11 protein-coding genes are annotated in these 18,722 nt (G+C 35.0%); 9 read left to right on the forward strand and 2 right to left on the reverse strand.

Annotated elements, in window-relative coordinates:
- The first annotated feature begins 104 nt into the window (after positions 1–104).
- The 3 genes from ACVQ8P_RS05860 to ACVQ8P_RS05870 all read left to right on the forward strand — a co-directional run bounded on the left by ACVQ8P_RS05860 (position 105) and on the right by ACVQ8P_RS05870 (position 9,730).
- On the forward strand, positions 105–2,402 hold the full coding sequence (locus ACVQ8P_RS05860) for a heavy metal translocating P-type ATPase (RefSeq protein ID WP_462298385.1): 2,298 nt from the start codon (positions 105–107) through the stop codon (positions 2,400–2,402).
- A 347-nt stretch (positions 2,403–2,749) separates the two neighbouring features.
- Complete coding sequence (locus ACVQ8P_RS05865) at positions 2,750–2,947, forward strand: hypothetical protein (RefSeq protein WP_462298174.1); 198 nt, start codon at positions 2,750–2,752, stop codon at positions 2,945–2,947.
- Between the two features lie 12 nt (positions 2,948–2,959).
- The gene (locus tag ACVQ8P_RS05870) at positions 2,960–9,730 is read left to right on the forward strand and encodes an isopeptide-forming domain-containing fimbrial protein (RefSeq protein WP_462298176.1); all 6,771 of its coding nucleotides are present in this window, start codon (positions 2,960–2,962) and stop codon (positions 9,728–9,730) included.
- 93 nt (positions 9,731–9,823) lie between these two features.
- Here ACVQ8P_RS05870 and ACVQ8P_RS05875 read toward each other — a convergent pair whose 3' ends face one another.
- Entirely contained in the window at positions 9,824–10,729 is a 906-nt protein-coding gene (locus ACVQ8P_RS05875; protein ID WP_462298178.1) for a proline iminopeptidase-family hydrolase, read from the reverse strand.
- A 135-nt stretch (positions 10,730–10,864) separates the two neighbouring features.
- Here ACVQ8P_RS05875 and ACVQ8P_RS05880 point away from each other — a divergent pair, with 135 nt between their 5' ends.
- From ACVQ8P_RS05880 to ACVQ8P_RS05890, 3 genes are all read left to right on the forward strand, one after another.
- On the forward strand, positions 10,865–11,857 hold the full coding sequence (locus ACVQ8P_RS05880) for a biotin--[acetyl-CoA-carboxylase] ligase (RefSeq protein WP_462298180.1): 993 nt from the start codon (positions 10,865–10,867) through the stop codon (positions 11,855–11,857).
- Entirely contained in the window at positions 11,844–12,380 is a 537-nt protein-coding gene (locus tag ACVQ8P_RS05885; protein WP_462298182.1) for a biotin transporter BioY, read from the forward strand. Before ACVQ8P_RS05880 ends, ACVQ8P_RS05885 begins: the two co-directional genes overlap by 14 nt.
- Positions 12,381–12,469: 89 nt before the next feature.
- A complete protein-coding gene (locus ACVQ8P_RS05890) occupies positions 12,470–13,411 on the forward strand; it encodes a hypothetical protein (RefSeq protein WP_462298184.1) in 942 nt (313 codons plus the stop codon).
- A 49-nt stretch (positions 13,412–13,460) separates the two neighbouring features.
- Here the strand turns inward: ACVQ8P_RS05890 and ACVQ8P_RS05895 are convergent, their stop codons facing one another.
- A complete protein-coding gene (locus ACVQ8P_RS05895) occupies positions 13,461–15,869 on the reverse strand; it encodes a Xaa-Pro dipeptidyl-peptidase (RefSeq protein WP_462298186.1) in 2,409 nt (802 codons plus the stop codon).
- Positions 15,870–16,046: 177 nt separating this feature from the next.
- Here ACVQ8P_RS05895 and ACVQ8P_RS05900 point away from each other — a divergent pair, with 177 nt between their 5' ends.
- Genes ACVQ8P_RS05900 through ACVQ8P_RS05910 form a run of 3 tightly spaced genes read left to right on the forward strand, consistent with a single transcriptional unit; the run spans position 16,047 to position 18,631 of the window.
- Positions 16,047–17,150 (forward strand): YibE/F family protein, encoded by a 1,104-nt coding sequence (locus ACVQ8P_RS05900; RefSeq protein ID WP_462298187.1) that lies wholly within the window; start codon positions 16,047–16,049, stop codon positions 17,148–17,150.
- Positions 17,147–17,899 (forward strand): YibE/F family protein, encoded by a 753-nt coding sequence (locus tag ACVQ8P_RS05905; protein WP_462298189.1) that lies wholly within the window; start codon positions 17,147–17,149, stop codon positions 17,897–17,899. Before ACVQ8P_RS05900 ends, ACVQ8P_RS05905 begins: the two co-directional genes overlap by 4 nt.
- A 60-nt stretch (positions 17,900–17,959) precedes the next feature.
- A complete protein-coding gene (locus ACVQ8P_RS05910; protein WP_462298191.1) occupies positions 17,960–18,631 on the forward strand; it encodes an MIP/aquaporin family protein in 672 nt (223 codons plus the stop codon).
- Positions 18,632–18,722: the final 91 nt, after the last annotated feature.

Consider the following 18,722-nt stretch of genomic DNA (forward strand, 5'->3'; position numbering starts at 1 on the left):
GAATAGTTGACGATTTAAGTTTACAAGTGTAAACTTAAATCATTAAGAGCGGAGGTAAGGAAATGGCTAATAAAAATAAGAACAATATGAATCAAAAAATGGATATGTCAGAACACAATATGAAACACATGAATCACGGGGACATGGATATGTCAGGTCACGACATGAAACACATGAATCATGAAGAAATGGATATGTCAGATCATGATATGAAACACATGAATCATGAAGAAATGGATATGTCAGATCATGATATGAAACATATGAATCATGAAGAAATGGATATGTCAGATCATGATATGAAACATATGAATCATGAAGAAATGGATATGTCAGATCATGACATGAAACACATGAATCACGGGGATATGGATATGTCAGAGCATGACATGAAACATATGAATCATGGGGACATGAATATGTCAGGCCACGATATGTCAGGTATGGGTGGTCATATGATGCATATGGGGAATTTGAAATTGAAATTTTGGATCTCATTAGTTTTAACAATTCCAATTATTTTAATGACGCCAATGATGGGACTTAATTTACCCTTTCAATTTTCATTTACGGGTTCTGATTGGGTGGTAGCTGTAATTGGGACAGTTTTGTTCTTTTATGGTGGTAAAACATTTTTGGATAGTGCCAAAATGGAACTAGCAGACAAGAAACCGGCAATGATGACCTTGATTGCAATGGGGATTAGTGTTGCTTACTTGTATAGTTTATACGCCGTTGTAATGAATAATCTTATTGATCCGAGTCACCATGTGATGGATTTCTTCTGGGAATTAGCAACGTTAATCGTCATCATGTTGTTAGGCCATTGGATTGAAATGAATGCTGTAATGTCAGCGGGGGATGCTGTTCAAAAATTAGCTGAACTTTTGCCTAAGCAAGCACATCTTGTTGGTGAGAATAATGACATTAAAGAGGTTGATTTAACTGATGTTCATGTTGGTGACGTCCTGTTAGTTAAAGGAAACGAAACAATTCCAGCTGATGGGTTGATTGTTTCTGGTAAAACAAGTGTAGATGAAGCCATGATTACAGGTGAATCAAAGCAAGTTGAAAAAACGATTGATGATGAGATTGTGGGGGGATCAGTTAATGGGAATGGCGAATTAACCATGACTGTGACTGGGACTGGTGAAACGGGTTATTTGGCTCAAGTCGTAAAATTAGTGTCAAATGCACAATCAGAAAAATCAACTACTGAAACGTTAGCCGATAAAGTAGCGGGGTATTTATTTTATGCTGCCTTATCAGTTAGTCTTTTGGCATTTGTTGTTTGGCTGTTTACGGGGACGTTTAGTCAAGCTTTATCAATCCTTGTGACCGTCTTAGTTATTGCATGTCCGCATGCTTTAGGTTTGGCAATTCCATTGGTTGTTGCGAGAAGTACGTCTTTATCAGCTAAAAATGGGTTACTAATTAAAAATAGAAATGCTTTGGAAGTTGCGCATACGATTGATACGTTGCTTGTTGATAAAACAGGAACTTTAACGGAGGGCCATTTTGTGGTGACCGGTTATAAATCAGTTACTGATCAATTTTCTGAATCAGAAATTATTGGTTTGATGGCATCATTAGAACGTGGTTCAACGCATCCTTTGGGTAAAGGCATTATGCAGAAGGCCGAAGATTTAAGCCTTGAAATTCCAACAGCCAGTGAGACACAACAAATTAATGGTGTTGGTTTAGAAGGCCAGATTAACGGTAAGTTATTTAAGATTGTTTCTGAATCTTACGTTAATAAGAACCAATTATTAACGGATAAAATGATTTCAGATAACGAAGGTGATTCAATTAGTTATTTACTTCAAAATGAAAAAATAATGGGTTATGCGGCTCAAGGGGACCAAATTAAACCTGAATCATTTGGATTAGTTGAAAAATTAAAGAAGATGAATATCAAAGTCATCATGTTGACCGGTGATAATCAAAATGCTGCTGAAAAAGTTGGTAGTCAGTTAGGGATTGAAGAGGTTCGTGCTAATTTAATGCCTGAAGACAAAGCTAAGATTGTTAATCAATTAGAAGCTGAAGGGCATAAAGTCATCATGGTTGGTGATGGGATTAATGATGCACCAAGTTTGGCAAGCGCAACAATTGGGATGGCAATTGGGTCGGGTACTGATGTTGCGGTCGATTCTGCGGACGTTATCTTAGTTAAGAGCAATCCGATGGATATTTTAAAATTTTTGAAATTAAGTCGAAATACAAGATCAAAAATGATTCAAAATCTCTGGTGGGGTGCAGGTTATAATATTATTGCATTACCATTGGCAGCTGGTATTTTAGCACCAATTGGCTTTATTTTAAGTCCATTGGTTGGGGCAGCTGTGATGTCGTTAAGTACAATTGTTGTTGCGATTAATGCGATGACACTGCACGATTAAAATAGAAATAGGTTTAGATTAATAGGTAATCAATTATTGCTCAAATTGAGTGGTAATTGGTTGCTTATTTTTGTTTTTATCCGTATTTTATTGTCATAATTAATTCAGTTGGTGACCGCTCTCTGGAAGTCATTACAAGAGAGTGATAGAAAGCGCTTGTGACAACTATTTAGCTATTTTATAAGTGGTTCATTAACATACTTAAATATTAAACTCAAGTAATACGTACTATAACAAAAACGTGTTTATTATCATTTTTAATGGATGGATAATAGTCATAAAACCGTTTATTGTGTTACAATGATTACGGTTTTATAATAAAATAAAAAGATAAATGGGGGATAGATATGAAAATTAAAACGAAAAAATTTTTACTTTTAATTATTTTGTTTATATTTGTAGGAGGGGTTGCTTCAGGATGTGGTAATAAAGTTAAAAACACGTCTAATGAAAGTGCAACCAAAAGTAGCCAATCGAAAAAACAAATGGTAAAAAAAGTATCTGAAAAATCTAACGCTGTTACAGTGCATGTAAAAGGGAAATAGGGGAACTAAAAAATGGGGATTTTATATAAAGTAGTTACAATATTGTATGTGACGATGCAAGTTATTTCATCACCGTTGTCAGTTATGATGCAAACAAAAAGTGTCTCTGCAAACGCAATTGATGGAATTAATGTCTTGGATAGTAATGATAAAGCAATAGAAAAATTAGAAGTAACTGATAAGGGCGAGTATCAGCTTAAAATTAGTGATAATCGTGCAGATTTAGAAAAAATGGAAATTGAATTACCTGATTTTCTAACGTATAAGTCTGTGAATGGCTTAGCACAAAGTAAACTAAACTATGAAAAAGCGACTAATAAAATTACATTTAATTTAGAAGATTATAAATTAAGTAAAACAATTTTATTAACATTAGTAGCAAATAAAAATAAACATCAAACGGGCAAAATTTCTTTAAAAGATTTTGTTAAAAATGGAAAAACAAGTCAAAAAATAATTAATACTGAAATGATTTCTGAAAAGGTAACAAAAAAAGCAAAAGCAACAACATCTGAAGCTAAATTAGCGCAAGGTGAAAGTAATGAAATTAACAGAGATAAAAAAGCAACACGACAATCACCAAGTGAAGTGCCAAATCCACCAACTTCTAATATTTTCTTGGAAGATACTTTTAAAGTGGTAAAAGACCATGATTCTTATATTCATCCAACAAACAAAAATGAAGTTGTTATTACAGAAGATGGTACAAAACAAAAGGGTGGTCTTTGGTATAAAAATAAAATTGATTTAACCAAAGACTTTGACATGGGTATGTACGTTTTCTTAGGTGATAAAAATATGGATGCCAAAGGTGCCGATGGGATTACATTTGTTATGCAAAATGACCCAAAGGGCTTAGAGGCTATAGGGGCAACTGGGGCAGGACTTGGAGCCTATGGTAAAGATAAAGAAGAAGATAACTATATTAGAAATGGGTTAGCACTAGAATTTGATACGTACCACAATAAGGCTGCAACAAAAGGAACCAATGATGGCGATGTTGATGTTAAATCTAAAAATTATGGACATATCGCTATTCAAAAAACACAATCTGTTGCACGTAAACATGAAAACTTAATGTTAGGGACAGCAAAAGATCCTTTAACAAACAATAAATGGCGTAAAGTTGATTTATCATGGTCTGCAAAAAGTAAAAATTTATCGTATACTATTGCAGGCTTTGGGAGTAAAAATTACAAAATAGCCAATCCCACTGCTTTATTTGGTGGCGAAAAAGTTTATTGGGGATTTACCGGTTCAACAGGGACTTCTACAAATTATCAAGCTGTTGCAATTGACAAATTACCTGATCAAACAAAATCAACTCTAAAAAAAGAAGTTAAAAATATAACGAATAAAGATGATGACTACAAAACAACAACAATAGAGAAAAAAGGCGATATTGTTGAATATCGTTTGTCATATGAATCTGATAAGGGCAATACACAAGACTTATTGTCAGCTGAACTTAAAGATGTTTTGGATACACGTCATGCTTATGTACCAGGATCGTTGATGGTTGATGGTGACAAAAAAGCAGATTCAGTATGGAATAATGGAACAATTAAACTGGGAGATGTCGCACCAGGAGCCAAACGAGAAATTGTGTTCCAAGTGAAAGTTAATGGAACAGGAAACATTATGAATCAAGCACTCTTTTCTTCTAAATATTCTAATCCGGTTGATTCAAATAAAACAACACTTTATAACGGGGATGCTGTTATTACCAAAACAGATGGTGATACAGGATTACCTTTAAAAGGGGTTAAATATGTTTTAAAAGATGATAAGGGTAAAGTCGTTAAAAATAATTTATCAACAAATAGCAAGGGTCAAATTGACTTGCATTATTTAGAACCAGGCAAATATACAGTTGAAGAATCTGCAGCCCTTTCAGGCTATATTAAAGATTCGACAAGTCATAGTATTACAATTTCAAAGAATCAAACTGAACCAGTTAAATTAAACCTTAAAAACTATAAAGAGGTTGTTAAACCAAAACTAACAAAAAGCGTGAATGTAAAATCCGCCAAATTGGGTGATACATACACATATACATTAAAAGCAACAAATCCAAGTTCTAATGGAACATGGCGTGATGTTGTGATGACAGATAAATTAGATACAGCTAATTTGAAATTAGTGGCTAATAGTACAAAGGTAGAAGGTAGTGCTTTATCTGATGCCACTGTTTGGAATAATAATAAAACATTTACCTATAATGCAGGTGCTTTAAAAGCTGGTGAATCTAAGACAGTAACCTTTAAAGTGACGGTTATTAATATTCCGTCGAATAAAGTTATTAATAACATCGTTAGTGCAACGGGTAAAGATGCGGCTGGTAAAGCAGTTGCACCTGATGATGCTAAAGTTAGTGTGCCTGTAGATTATAAAGATGGTGAATTAGTATCAACAAAAACAGTAACAGATGAAAAAGGGAACAACATCGATGGTAAAGAAGTTTCTGTTGGCGATACGATTCATTTTAATATTAAAGTAAAAAATACAGTTGATAATAGTATCGTAGCAAATGTGAGTGTTAAAGATGCTTTGATTAAGGCGTTTGCTTATAAAAAAGGCACATTGACAGTAACAGATGTTAATGGCGTTAAAAAATCAGCCGCAGATACTAATTTTAAAGGCCAAAATTTATCAATTAGTGTTGGGGACTTAAAGGCTCAAGAATCTGTAACGGTCGGATTCGATGTCACAATTACAGATGATGCAGATGGTGATTTGACTAATGTGGCCCTTACTTCAGGAACAACACCAGGTGGCGAAATTCCAGAAACACCGACACCAGAAACGGGAAATGAGGCACAACCTAAACCAACACTTAAAAAGACATCAGATGTGACACATGTTCTAGGACTTGGTGACACTTATGAATATACAATTAAAGTGGGAAATCAAAAAGGTGCAGGTATTTGGCATAATGCGCAAGTCACAGATAGTCTAGAAAATAAATATTTAGATTATATTGCGGGGTCAACAAAATTAGATGGGAAAGCAATTTCAGATACATCAATTTGGCGTAAGGACCAGTTAATGCTGAAACTTGGTGATTTAAAAGCTGGAGAAACAAAAATAATTACTTTTAAAGTAAAAGTTAAAGCTATTCCAGAGGAAACACGGACTGTTATCCCCAATGTTGCTAAAGCAACAGGTGAGGATAGTAAAGGACAAGCTGTTAATCCACCAGATTCTAAAGTATTGGTTCCAGTTGATTATAGAATTGGTGAGTTATCAATTGTTAAAACAGTTAGTGATAGTAAAGGAAATAATTTAAATGGGGATGTCGTTAAAATTGGAGATACACTCCATTTTGATATCACTGTAAATAATATTAGTGAAATTGGAACAATTGTTAGAGGCGTTAAAGTTAAAGATGAACTAACGAATGCATTTAAATATACATCAGGCACATTAACGATTACAAAACCAGATGGAACTAAGGTTAGTGCAGATGATAGTCATTTTAATGGTCAAAAATTAGACCTTGATGCAGGTAGTTTAAAAGGTAAGGAATCTGTGACTGTTGGATTTGATGTAACAGTCACGTCAGATGCCACTGGAAAATTAGAAAATGTTGCATTAATATCAGCAACAGATCCTGAAATACCAGAAAAGCCTACACCGCCAACAACGAATTACGTTAATCCAAAACCCTCACTAGTAAAAACAAGTAATGTTAGTGAAACCAAATTAGGTGGAGAAATTGAATATACAATTTCTGCTAAAAATGCTGCTGAAGCTGGCATTTGGTATGACGCAAGTATTTCTGATAAATTAGACGCTGCTTATTTAGAATTAGTTCCAAATAGTACACTTGTTAATGGTAAAAAAGTTTCAGATAAAGATGTATGGAATAATAATCAATTAACAGTGGCTTTAGGCGATGTTGCTAGTGGTGCAGAAAATAAGGTGACGTTCAAAGTTAAAGTTAAAGCTATCCCGGGTAGTAAGGTTGTTAAAAATACGGCAACAGCTACTGGGAAAGATAGTAGTGGAAACAAAGTGTCACCACCAGATTCAAGTGTCAATATTCCAGTTGACTATGTTTCAGGAGCATTGAAGAGCTTAAAAACAGTTTCAGATGCAGATGGAAATAGTTTAAATGGAAAAGAAGTTAAGGTTGGTGATACGTTACATTTTGAAATTAATGTTAAGAATGTTGTTAAAGATAGTATTGTAACAAACGTCTTAATTAAAGATACGCTAGAAAAAGGATTCACTTATAAAGAAGGATCACTCAAAGTAAATGCGAATACAATTAGCGATAATAATGTTAAGGGACAAAATATTAGCGCTAATGTAGGTGATTTGAAATATGATGAAGAAGCCGTTCTCAGTTTTGATGTTACTGTTAATGATCAAGCAACTTCTGAAATGAAAAATATTGCTGTAGTTGAAGGGAATACGCCAGGAGGGGAAATTCCACCAACAACAACTCCTGAAACAAATAATGGTGCAAATCCTGATCCTAAATTAGAAAAAACAGCTAGTGTGAAAAAAACACATCTAGGTGAAACTTTTGAATATACGATTAAGGCAAGTAACGCTAAAGATGCTGCTAAATGGCAAGATGCAGTTATTAAAGATAATTTGGATGCACGTTATTTAACTTATGTTGCAAATACGACAAAAGTTGATGGACAAGCTATTTTAGATACACAAGTTTGGTCAGACAATAAGCTGGATGTTAAAATTGGAGATGTAGGAACAGGTAAAAATGTAACAGTTACATTCAAAGTAAAAGTAATTGCTGTTCCAGAAAATGGTATCGTCCATAATGTTACGCAAGCTACCGGAACGGATAGCAAAGGAAAAGTGGTAACACCACCGGACGCATCTGTAAATGTGCCAACAGATTATCAAGACGGCAAATTGAAAATGGATAAAACTGTTTCAGATGCCAAAGGTCATAATTTGAATAACCAAGAAGTAAAAATTGGCGATACATTGCATTACAATATTACGGCTGAAAATACGAATGAATTTGGTATGTTGTATAACGTAATTGTTAAAGATAGTTTAGTTAAAGGCCTAGAATACAAGGCAGGTACTTTAACAGTTAACGGAAAAGCAACAGAAGATAAGTATTTTGAAGGTCAAAATTTAAAAATTAATATTGGTGATTTAAAAGGTAACGACAAAGTCGTTGTTGGTTTTGATGTCACAGTAAGTAAAGATGCAGATGGTAAGTTAGATAATGTTGCGGTAGGGACGGGAACAACACCAGGTGGTGAGGTGCCAGAAACGCCAACACCAGGAACAGAAAATCCAACAAAACCAGATCCAACATTAAAGAAAACAGCAAGTCAATCAGAACTAAAATTAGGTGATACATTTACCTATACTATTACGGCACGAAACGCAGCCGATGCAAGTACATGGCATAATGCGATGATCAGCGATACATTAGATACGAAACATTTAGAATTAGTCGCAGAGACAACTGTGGTTAATGGTAAGAAAGTTTCTGATAAAGATGTTTGGAAAAATAGTGTATTGACGGCGTCAATCGGAGATTTACGTGCTGATGAGTCTAAGGTGATAACCTTCAAAGCTAAAGTAATTTCAATTCCAGAAAGTGGAAAAATTGAAAACACAGCTAAAGGTTCGGGAGAAGATAAAGATGGTGATAAGGTTACGCCACCGGATGTTTCTGTCGAAGTGCCAACAGATTATCAAGACGGTAAATTGAAAATGGATAAAACCGTTTCAGATGCCAAAGGTAATAATTTGAATAACCAAGAAGTAAAAATTGGTGATACATTGCATTACAATATTACGGCTGAAAATACGAATGAATTTGGGATGTTGTATAACGTAATTGTTAAAGATAGTTTAGTTAAAGGCCTAGAATACAAGGCAGGTACTTTAACAGTTAACGGAAAAGCAACAGAAGATAAGTATTTTGAAGGTCAAAATTTAAAAATTAATATTGGTGATTTAAAAGGTAACGACAAAGTCGTTGTTGGTTTTGATGTCACAGTAAGTAAAGATGCAGATGGTAAGTTAGATAATGTTGCGGTAGGGACAGGAACAACACCAGGTGGTGAAGTACCAGAAACGCCAACACCAGGAACAGAAAATCCAACAAAACCAGATCCAACATTAAAGAAAACAGCAAGTCAATCAGAATTGAAATTAGGTGATACGTTTACCTATACCATTACGGCACGAAACGCAGCCGATGCAAGTATATGGCATAATGCGATGATCAGCGATACATTAGATACGAAACATCTAGAATTAGTCGCAGAGACAACTGTGGTTAATGGTAAGAAAGTTTCTGATAAAGATGTTTGGAAAAATAGTGTATTGACGGCGTCAATCGGAGATTTACGTGCTGATGAGTCTAAGGTGATAACCTTTAAAGCTAAAGTAATTTCAATTCCAGAAAGTGGAAAAATTGAAAATACGGCTAAAGGTTCGGGAGAAGATAAAGATGGTGATAAAGTTACGCCACCGGAATCAACTGTAGAGGTACCAGCAGTTAAGAATCCTGAAACACCAGTAAAACCAGGTGTAACACCATCGACAAAACCAGTATTACCGATAAAACCAAGTACGACACTACCAAACAAATCAGGTTCAGTAACACCGATGAAACCGGATGTAGCACTACCAACAAAACAAAATGTGGTATCAGCAACTGGACAAAAAGAATTACCACAAACAAACGATGCTGACGGAATAACATTAAGTGTTATTGGGACTGGATTGATAGGACTAGCAGGCTTTGGTATGTTACGTCGTAAAAAAGTAAAAAATTAACTTGTAACAATTTTTAAAGTAGATTCTATAAAAATAGGCATTCTCAAAATCATACGATTTTGAGAATGCCTATTTTTTTGTAACAATCTAGTGTTAGTCTTTAAAATTATCGTTTTCAACATCTGATAAGAAAGTACTTAAATGATCAAAGTAAACGGGTGCGTTATCAATCATATGATGATGACCACCTTCAGGGGTTGTCGTAAGACGGGCGTGAGGAATTGTTTCTGCCATTCTTTTGGCTGTTGCTAAAGGCATTGTTTCATGTTCACCAAATGTGATCAATGTTGGAACAGTGATGTTTTTGATACGATCACGAGTTGACCAATCTTTTAATTTACCAGTAACAACGAATTCATTGTTACCTTGGAAATAATTATAAACGGGTTCAGCCATTGTGCTTACTAAATGAGCAATTTGGGCTGGTTTTTTACGATCAACGTAACCATCATTTAAAATAGTCACGTACCCTTGGTAACGGTCGTTATCAAGATCATTATTTTTTTCACATTCTTGCATGTAGGCAAGTGCATCAGCGTCCAATTCTTTGGCACGAATAGCGTTAACGTTAGTTAAGTATTCGTTAATATCATCAGTCATACTTGAGATGATAGCGCCTTTTAAATGATCGCCATATTTTAATGCATATTCTTGAACAAGAGCGCCACCCCATGATTGACCGATTAAGTAGAAGTTATCTAAGCCTAATTTAAGACGGACTTCTTCAACTTCGTCAATGAAGTAATCGATGTTAAGAAATTTATCAACATTTTCTTGTTTGGTAAAATCTGGTTGATCAGAATACCATGAACCGAGTTGGTCATACATTGAAACTTGAACGCCAAGAGGTGCTAATTTTTCAGCAAAATTTTCGTAATATTCATGTGTGCCACCAGGGCCACCATGGAGACAAAGTAATTGGATATCGCCTTGTCCTTCAGTATGTGTCCAGAGATGATACCCATTATCTAACGTAATAATTTTTGTTCCGTATGCCATATTAATCCACCTAATTTCTTAAGAATAGATTAATCATAGCACTTTTAGCAGTATTTAAGAACGATGTTTGCATAATTTTATAATTTAGTTTAAAATCTATGTTAACTTATAAAATAGAAAGGTTAACGGTGAAGAATGAAAACAAAAGATAGTATTCTTAAAATTTTATCTGAACAACAAAATGAAATTGTCTCTGGAGAAGTGTTAGCTGAAATGATTGGTGTTTCAAGAACAGCCATTTGGAAGGCGATTAAAAATTTGCAGGGAAAAGGGTTTGAAATTGAGACTGTTGCGCAAAAAGGTTACATTTTAAATGATAGTAATCAATTGTCCGCGCCGATGATTCAGTCTTATTTAGATGTTCAAGATATTCAAATTGAAACATTTGATGAACTTATTTCGACAAATCAATTAGCAAAAGAACGGGTGAACCAACAAATGGGTGATAAACCACTGTTAATTGTGGCTAACAGTCAAACGGGTGGATACGGTCGATTTGGGCGAACATTTGAATCACCAGAAAATACTGGTATTTATCTGAGTTATTTACTGCGAATTGATCAGCCAATTAAAGATGTTGGCCAATTAACGACGGCGACGGCAATGGCCGTTAGTTATGCTTTAGAAACTAAATTACACATTCAACCACAGATAAAGTGGGTCAATGATCTTTATTATCAAAATAAAAAAATTTGTGGCATTTTAACTGAGGCTGTTACAGATATTGAGACGCAACAAGTTACGAGTTTAGTGATTGGGATTGGGTTAGATTTTAAAACAGATCTTGCAAAACTATCGCCCAATTTACAAACTAAAGTAGGGTCGTTAGTTGATGAAGCAGGAAATATGACACGGAATGAATTAATTGCAGAAATAACGAATCAATTTATGAAAATTTATCAGCATTATCAATCTGGTGATTTTATGGATGATTATCGTGTACGGTCTTTAGTAATTGGAAAAACAGTGGCTTTAAAGAGTGGTCATCGAGAAATAACGGGCGTTATTGAAACGATTGATAATGATGGACAGTTAGTTTTACGAGATGAGGCAGGTAATATTACGACCTATATGGCAGGTGAAATTGTAAAAGTCAACGTGGAGGGTTTGGTAAATGGGCAAGAATAATCAATTGAAATCATTAATTGTTGTGGCTGAACTAGCGGCTGTGTTAGGTGTCTTATCTCAACTGGTGATACCTTTAGGTTCAATACCATTAACGCTACAAACGATTTTTATTGGCTTATTGGCAAGCTTAATGTCAATAAAAGAAGGCGTGAAAGTTATCGGTATTTATCTTTTATTGGGATTAATAGGGATACCAGTTTTTGCTGGCTTCCATTCAGGACTTTTTTCATTAATTGGACCAACAGGTGGCTATCTATTTGGCTTTTTAGCTTACATTATTTTAGCTGGATTATTTTTAAAAGGACATGAAAAAGGCCGTTGGCAATTATATGTCGCAAATTTGTTAGGTGCTGGTGTACAGTTACTCTTTGGTGCAGGCTGGCTAATGATTTATCAACAAACAACGATTCAAGAAGCCTTTTTAATAGGTGTTTTACCATTTATATTAGTTGGTATTATGAAAGTGATTTTTGTTAGCGAATTAGCTCATTATTTAATAGGTAGATATCAAATAAATGGTTGAGAAAAATGAGATATTGGGATAGTTTGCGAATTATTAAAGGATATGAGAAAATTGTACCGGTAAAAAATACTTGGAGGGTATACAAGATAATGAAGAAAATAAAGTTAGGCGTTTGGGGATTAGGGTTATTGTTAGTATTAGTTGGCTGTTCAAAAGGAACTTCAATGAATACAAAGAATAGCAGTTCATCAGTTAAATCTGAATCGACAAAGAAAGTAAAATCAGAAAATACTGCAAGTAGTGAAACGTCATCAATTAAGGAAACGAAAAAAGATAATAAAATTTTAGGGACACTAACGGTTCAACAAATGAAGGACAACCCTAAACAATCTGCGGTTGCAATTGCTTATTATGGGGCCTATCATTCATGGGATAGTTTATCGGGAGAATTAGCAGATGGATTTAACGTTTCAATTGAAACACCTAATGCCAGTACAGTTAAATATTATGTTCAAAAAGGAAATGAACCTTACTATCGCTTGGTAGGTGGCACACATAATACGGTTAATTATTACGATAGTTCAGATAATAGGCTTCAAAAATCCAATATGAGTACAATCGTTAGCTTTGTCAATAAAAAATTATCTGATGATGCTAGAAATGAAATAGTAAATAATGTGACTATTGGTGAGAATGAGGATACGCAAAGTTCTAAAGAAAAGACATTTACATATGAGCAAGCAATATCTATTAAGGAAGCCCTAGGTATCCTAAATAATAAAATTTTTAAGATAAATGATGCTGATAAGAAGGCTACTCCAGTAACAATTTTAAAAAAAGGTGAAGATAATACAGGCGAAATGGTTTATAAAACGATGGGTCAAGTACATGGAACTACGTTTACTGGAAGGTTAAGTTATGAACCTTATGGGAATGGTGGCTGGAAGATAACGGCGCTAAATACACAGGGTATTACATTGAATACGTGGTATATGGTTCCTGATCGAAATAGTACGACAGTCTCATTGAAATTAGAAGCTGAAAATTTTGATAAATCAGTAGATACAACCAATTCTACGATAACACGGTAATAAAAAATCAGGAATGCCTTTAAATAGGTATTCCTGATTTTTTGTTTTATTAATTTTTTGATTTGTATGGTACCTCAAGTTGAGAATTAGCTAGGTTAAGGGTATAAATAGCTGATTCATTATTCCGTAAAGTCATACCAAAGTCAGTTGCGTAAATAATAAGTCCAAGTTGATGGCCTTTTTCAACTTGATAAGCTGTTGGTTGTAAGTCGAACTCTACTGTATTGAAGGTGCCTGGAAGGACAAGATCATTTTGATAACGATTTGTTCTATTTTGTAGGTTAATGTGGACTTTTGAAATCATTTTCCAGGGGGTTGTTGTCTGATTTTTAGTAAATTCGACTAAGTCATCTTCACGCCAATGAAAGCCTGTATCTAAGGCTTTTCGACCAAGAATAGTTGGCACTTGATTTAGTCGATTTGCGTTACCATAATCGATAAGCATACAACTAATGAGCCCTTTAGTTTGGCCAGCTGCGATAGATAATTTAACATGTGCTGAACCAGAGATGAAAAGTCGTTCAGTTAATGGGACTGTTATCAGTTGGACGCGATTCTCTGACATTTCTGTCTCCTTGGTTGAAATTAAATCGTGTTCCCAGAGTTGCGTATTTTTTACATAGTTGTTAAAAATTGTATCTGGTAAATCATCCTTGAAAGTGACTGCCTGTTGTTCATCTGATGTGATAGATTGTGTCAGTTTATCTTGTTGAAAATGGTAAGATTGCGTTGCTGAATCTGGTTCTGCCCAATCATTGTAAGTGTGCCATGTCTCTGCTTCTAAGTTATCTTGAATCGTCACATTAGGGATGAGTGTCTCAGCACCATTTTCAATAGCATAAAGCTGGTTTGATAGCCATAAGTTCATCATATCTGTGAAATCTAGTGAACGAAAATTGTTGATGTAGATATGTTTACCTTGATGTAAGAATAATTTTTTAACAATAGGCAAAGGACGTAGCGCTTGCCAAAGTTGTTCCACTTGACGTGGCTTAACATTCCAGTCATTTAAGCCATGAACCATGACAATGTTTGCTTTAATATTTTGAACGTTATTTAAGTAATTACGTTCATCCCAAAATTTATTGTAATTACCTGATTCGCGGTCCTGACCAATGGCTAGTTGATCCATGACTTTGCCAAAGTAGGCTTGAATAGTTGCGTAGTCCGCGGCATCTTTCTCACGACTTAAACAAAGCGCAGCTAAAACATCTGCATCTTCACCTTGGCAAGCTTCAGGGGCAACAACTAACCCATTTTCACGATAATAATCGTACCAACTTGAAATTGCAGCTTCTGAAATAATTGTTTTCAAACCAGATACGCCAGTTGTTGCCGCCGCAGTTGCGAGTGTACCAAGGTAAGATTTTCCGGTCATTGCGACATTGCCATTACTCCAAGTTGCTTTAATGGACTGATTATCTTGTTTATTTGTGAAGGCATGGCGGTGACCCGTTAGCCATTCAATAATGGCGACGGTTGAAACTGTTTCTTCGACACTACCGCAAGTCCGAATACCGTCTGATTCACGCGTGCCAATGCCGGCAGCATAGACAACGGCGAATCCTCTGGCAAGCATATAATCGTTGAAAGTATAAGAAAATTCACGACTAAACGTTTGTTCAGTTTCAGCTGATTCTGAGCGGATTGGACGTTGTTCAGGTAAAGTTGGTTCCTGATAGTGATAGGTAATCGCTGATTCAGTTACCTGAGTAATCGGCTTTTCCACAAGTGGAAGGGTAACGTTGTGCATTAATTCTGAGTCATCATTTGTGCCTTGATTGTATGGACTGGCTGTATAAAGGACAGGCACTTTTAAACCAGGTGCAACGGTGGGTCTTAAAATTTCTGTTTTTAATAAATCACGCTTGCCATCTTGATCAGTATCTAAGGGCGCTTCAACGTAGACAACTTCACGGATGAGTTTTGTTGTATCAAAAACGGGTTGCGCTTTTCCGTTGAAAAATAGTGGTTTGGCATCATTGTAAAACGAAACAAAGTAGCCTTTATTCGCTAATAAATCAGTAAAAACTTGGCCATTTTTTGTATGTGTTGTTAGTAAGAGATACCAGGCTGACCAAAAGTCATCTACTGACTTAATAACCTTCATAGCAGGTAATTGTATTTTAGTCATTGCTGTAAAGGGGTCATCAATTTTAAAATCGATTGCGACTTCGAATCCTAATAATTGCAGTACAATATTATAGAAGATAACGGGCGTTAATTCTTTTTTTGTTATGAAAAAATCGTAGACAGAAATTTTTTCAGTGGCTAATAACATTTTATATTTTTGTTGTTGTGCACTAACCGTTTTATATTCAGGGAAAACAGTACTGAGTAATTGTTCAAATAAATGAGTGGGGTTAGTTTCAGATGCTATGTAAAATTTCATGGCTTTAAGTTCTTTAATTTGTGTCTCAAAAGTAGGCATATAGTTAGCAAATTGATTATTTTTCATCAGTTAAAAACTTCCTTTCAAAATGGATTGAAACACTTATTTGAGTATAACTTAAATGGAAATAAGGTTGAAATAAAACGCCTTTTCTAAGGAGGAAATGCCTGTTTGTCAGACTATTCTTGTTGAAAATGTTAAACTGGGAGAAATAGACGTAATAGTTAAGTGAGGTCAGAATCAATGAAACAGTTATTTCGTAAGAATATTAGCTTAATTTTAACAATTATTATCGGTGGCATACTTGTTATGGGTGTTAAATATGATCAAGCATTGTATTCAGATACAATTGTCAAGATAACACAGGTTAAGGATGGCAAAACGGAAAAAGTCACAGACGAATTTGAAAATAAAGATACACAGACAACCCAAAAATTGTCCGGAATTGTCATGAATGGTAAAGATAAAGGGCAAAAAATAAGCTTGCCAAATATGTATTCGTCATCACGAGCAAATGATCAAAAATATCAGAAAAATGATCAGGTATTTGTGACGGTTAATCCTCATAAAAAAGGGCTGACTGGTGTTATCGATGGCTTTAAACGTGATGTGGTGGTGGCTGTATTAATTTGGGTCGCTGTTAGTCTGTTAGTTGGATTTATGCAATTCAATGGGATGATTGCTGTCTTGAGTATTGTTTTAAATATGATTATTTTCTTTTTAGCTATTAAATTTGAAATTTTGATTAACATCACGAATTTCTTCTGGATTTTTGCAGGTGTTGCATTAATATTTGCGGTGCTTACCTTAAGTCTGGTAATTGGCTTTAATCGGCAAATGTTGGTTACGTTGTTGGCAACTTTAACAGGGACAAGTCTGTCGTTGATAATTAGTGTGATCGTTTTAAAATTAACTAATGATCAGGGAATGCATTATGAGGCTTTGTCTTATGCGACACAAGCGCCAAAAGAACTGTTCCTTGCTGCAACTTTACTGGGTTCTTTGGGAGCGGTTATGGACGAATCAACAGATATTGTCGCAACGTTATTCCAATTGAAAGAGGAACAACCAACAATTTTGCCGAGAGAACTGTTCAAGTCTGGACGAGAAGTTGGTCAATCAATTATGGGGCCATTAATTAATGTGTTATTTTTAATTTTTATCGCAGATATTTTTCCACTTGCGGTACTTTACTTTAGAACGACGAATACGATTGGTTATACGTTCTCATGGACTATGGCTTTAGGTGTTGTTCAAACATTAATCAGCGGTATCGGCATTGTGATTGCAATTCCGGTTGCAAGTTTCTTTGCGAGCCGTTTGATAAAAGGAGCTGACACGTTATGATGACAATTGGTTGGTTGAGTGCTATTTTGTTTGGTTTAATGGTCATTGTTGGTGGGATGAATGGGGTTCGTTCATTTTTAAGTTTGTTTTTTAATTTTATAATGTTATTTTTCACGATTATCTTAATTACGGGTGGTTTTCCACCAGTTGTGGTGACTTTGGTTAATGGAATTATTATTTTAGCGATTACGATCTTCCTTGGTGACGATAATACGCAAGTGACTGAAACAGCTTTTTATGCCTCATTAATTGTTCTTGTTGTCTTAGTTTTTTTGATTGTTCCAGTCGAACATTTGGCAGCAGTCCAAGGCTTTGGAACAGAGGATAGTGAAGAAATCGAAGCCTTTTCATTATTAGTAGGTGTTCATTTTATGCAAATTGCGATTTCAACGGCTATTTTTAGTACGTTGGGTGCCATTGCAGAAGGGGCTATTGCCATTTCTGCAGGGTTAAATGAAATTGTTGAACAAACGCCAACGATTGATTTGAAAAAATTGTATGCTGCTGGTATTAGTATAGGTAAGCATATTATTGGCACGACCTTTAATACGTTGTTTTTTGGCTTCTTCGGTGGTTTTTTAGCTTTATTTATTTTGTTGGTACAGACGCATGCCACGTTTGCTGATGTGATAAATGATAAAATTTTTGTTGCAGAATTAATTATGATTTTATTTTCTATCATAGGCGTTATTCTGGCAGTTCCAATCACAGCATGGGTTTTAATTCAAAAATTAAAAAAAAGAAAATAATTGAAATGGCTTTAAGGTTATGTGTATAATTAAAGAATACTAATAAAGGGGGATTTAAAATTGAATTATAAAAATTATATTGCTGAGTTTATCGGCACATTTTTCTTGGTATTATTTGGTACAGGGGCAGTTACATTAGGTAACGGTAGCCCAATCGTTATTGCATTTGCATTCGGATTAGCAATTACGTTGATGGTTTATGCTATTGGGCCTGTTTCAGGTGGACACATAAATCCTGCTGTTTCATTGGCAATGTACATCAACAAGCGCATGTCATTGACTGATATGTTTGCTTACTGGATTAGTCAAATTTTAGGGGCTATTGTTGCATCAAGCGTTGTTAAAATGATTATTTCATCAATGTCAGACACAACAAAAGTTCCTGATGGCTTTGGCTCAAATAGCTATTCAACTATTCCTGGTGGAATGGCATTTTTCGTTGAAGCCTTATTCTCGTTCTTATTCATCTTAATTATTTTGATGGTAACGAGTGAAAAATTCGGTAACAGTAATATTGCTGGGTTTGTTATTGGGCTAACATTGACAGTTCTTATTTTTGTCGGTTTACCACTTACAGGGGTTTCAGTTAACCCTGCTCGTAGTATCGGACCTGCACTTTATGCTGGTGGCGATGCACTTTCACAACTTTGGGTATTTATTTTTGCCCCATTAGTTGGTGGTGCTATTGCTGCATTTGTAGCAAAATATGTCTTTAACAGTGAAGAAGCTTAATTTTAATTAAGTGAATGATAGCAGTAAATTCCGCAAAGGGATTTGCTGCTTTTTATTTTAAATGTATGTTATGGTTAATAAGGATAGTAAC

This window comes from Dellaglioa sp. BT-FLS60, assembly GCF_054941065.1.

Coding starts and splice junctions, on each gene's coding strand:
- ACVQ8P_RS05860 (WP_462298385.1), top strand. CDS start 105: ATGTCAGAACACAATATGAAACACATGAATCACGGGGACATGGATATG.
- ACVQ8P_RS05865 (WP_462298174.1), top strand. CDS start 2,750: ATGAAAATTAAAACGAAAAAATTTTTACTTTTAATTATTTTGTTTATA.
- ACVQ8P_RS05870 (WP_462298176.1), top strand. CDS start 2,960: ATGGGGATTTTATATAAAGTAGTTACAATATTGTATGTGACGATGCAA.
- ACVQ8P_RS05875 (WP_462298178.1), bottom strand. CDS start 10,729: ATGGCATACGGAACAAAAATTATTACGTTAGATAATGGGTATCATCTC.
- ACVQ8P_RS05880 (WP_462298180.1), top strand. CDS start 10,865: ATGAAAACAAAAGATAGTATTCTTAAAATTTTATCTGAACAACAAAAT.
- ACVQ8P_RS05885 (WP_462298182.1), top strand. CDS start 11,844: ATGGGCAAGAATAATCAATTGAAATCATTAATTGTTGTGGCTGAACTA.
- ACVQ8P_RS05890 (WP_462298184.1), top strand. CDS start 12,470: ATGAAGAAAATAAAGTTAGGCGTTTGGGGATTAGGGTTATTGTTAGTA.
- ACVQ8P_RS05895 (WP_462298186.1), bottom strand. CDS start 15,869: ATGAAAAATAATCAATTTGCTAACTATATGCCTACTTTTGAGACACAA.
- ACVQ8P_RS05900 (WP_462298187.1), top strand. CDS start 16,047: ATGAAACAGTTATTTCGTAAGAATATTAGCTTAATTTTAACAATTATT.
- ACVQ8P_RS05905 (WP_462298189.1), top strand. CDS start 17,147: ATGATGACAATTGGTTGGTTGAGTGCTATTTTGTTTGGTTTAATGGTC.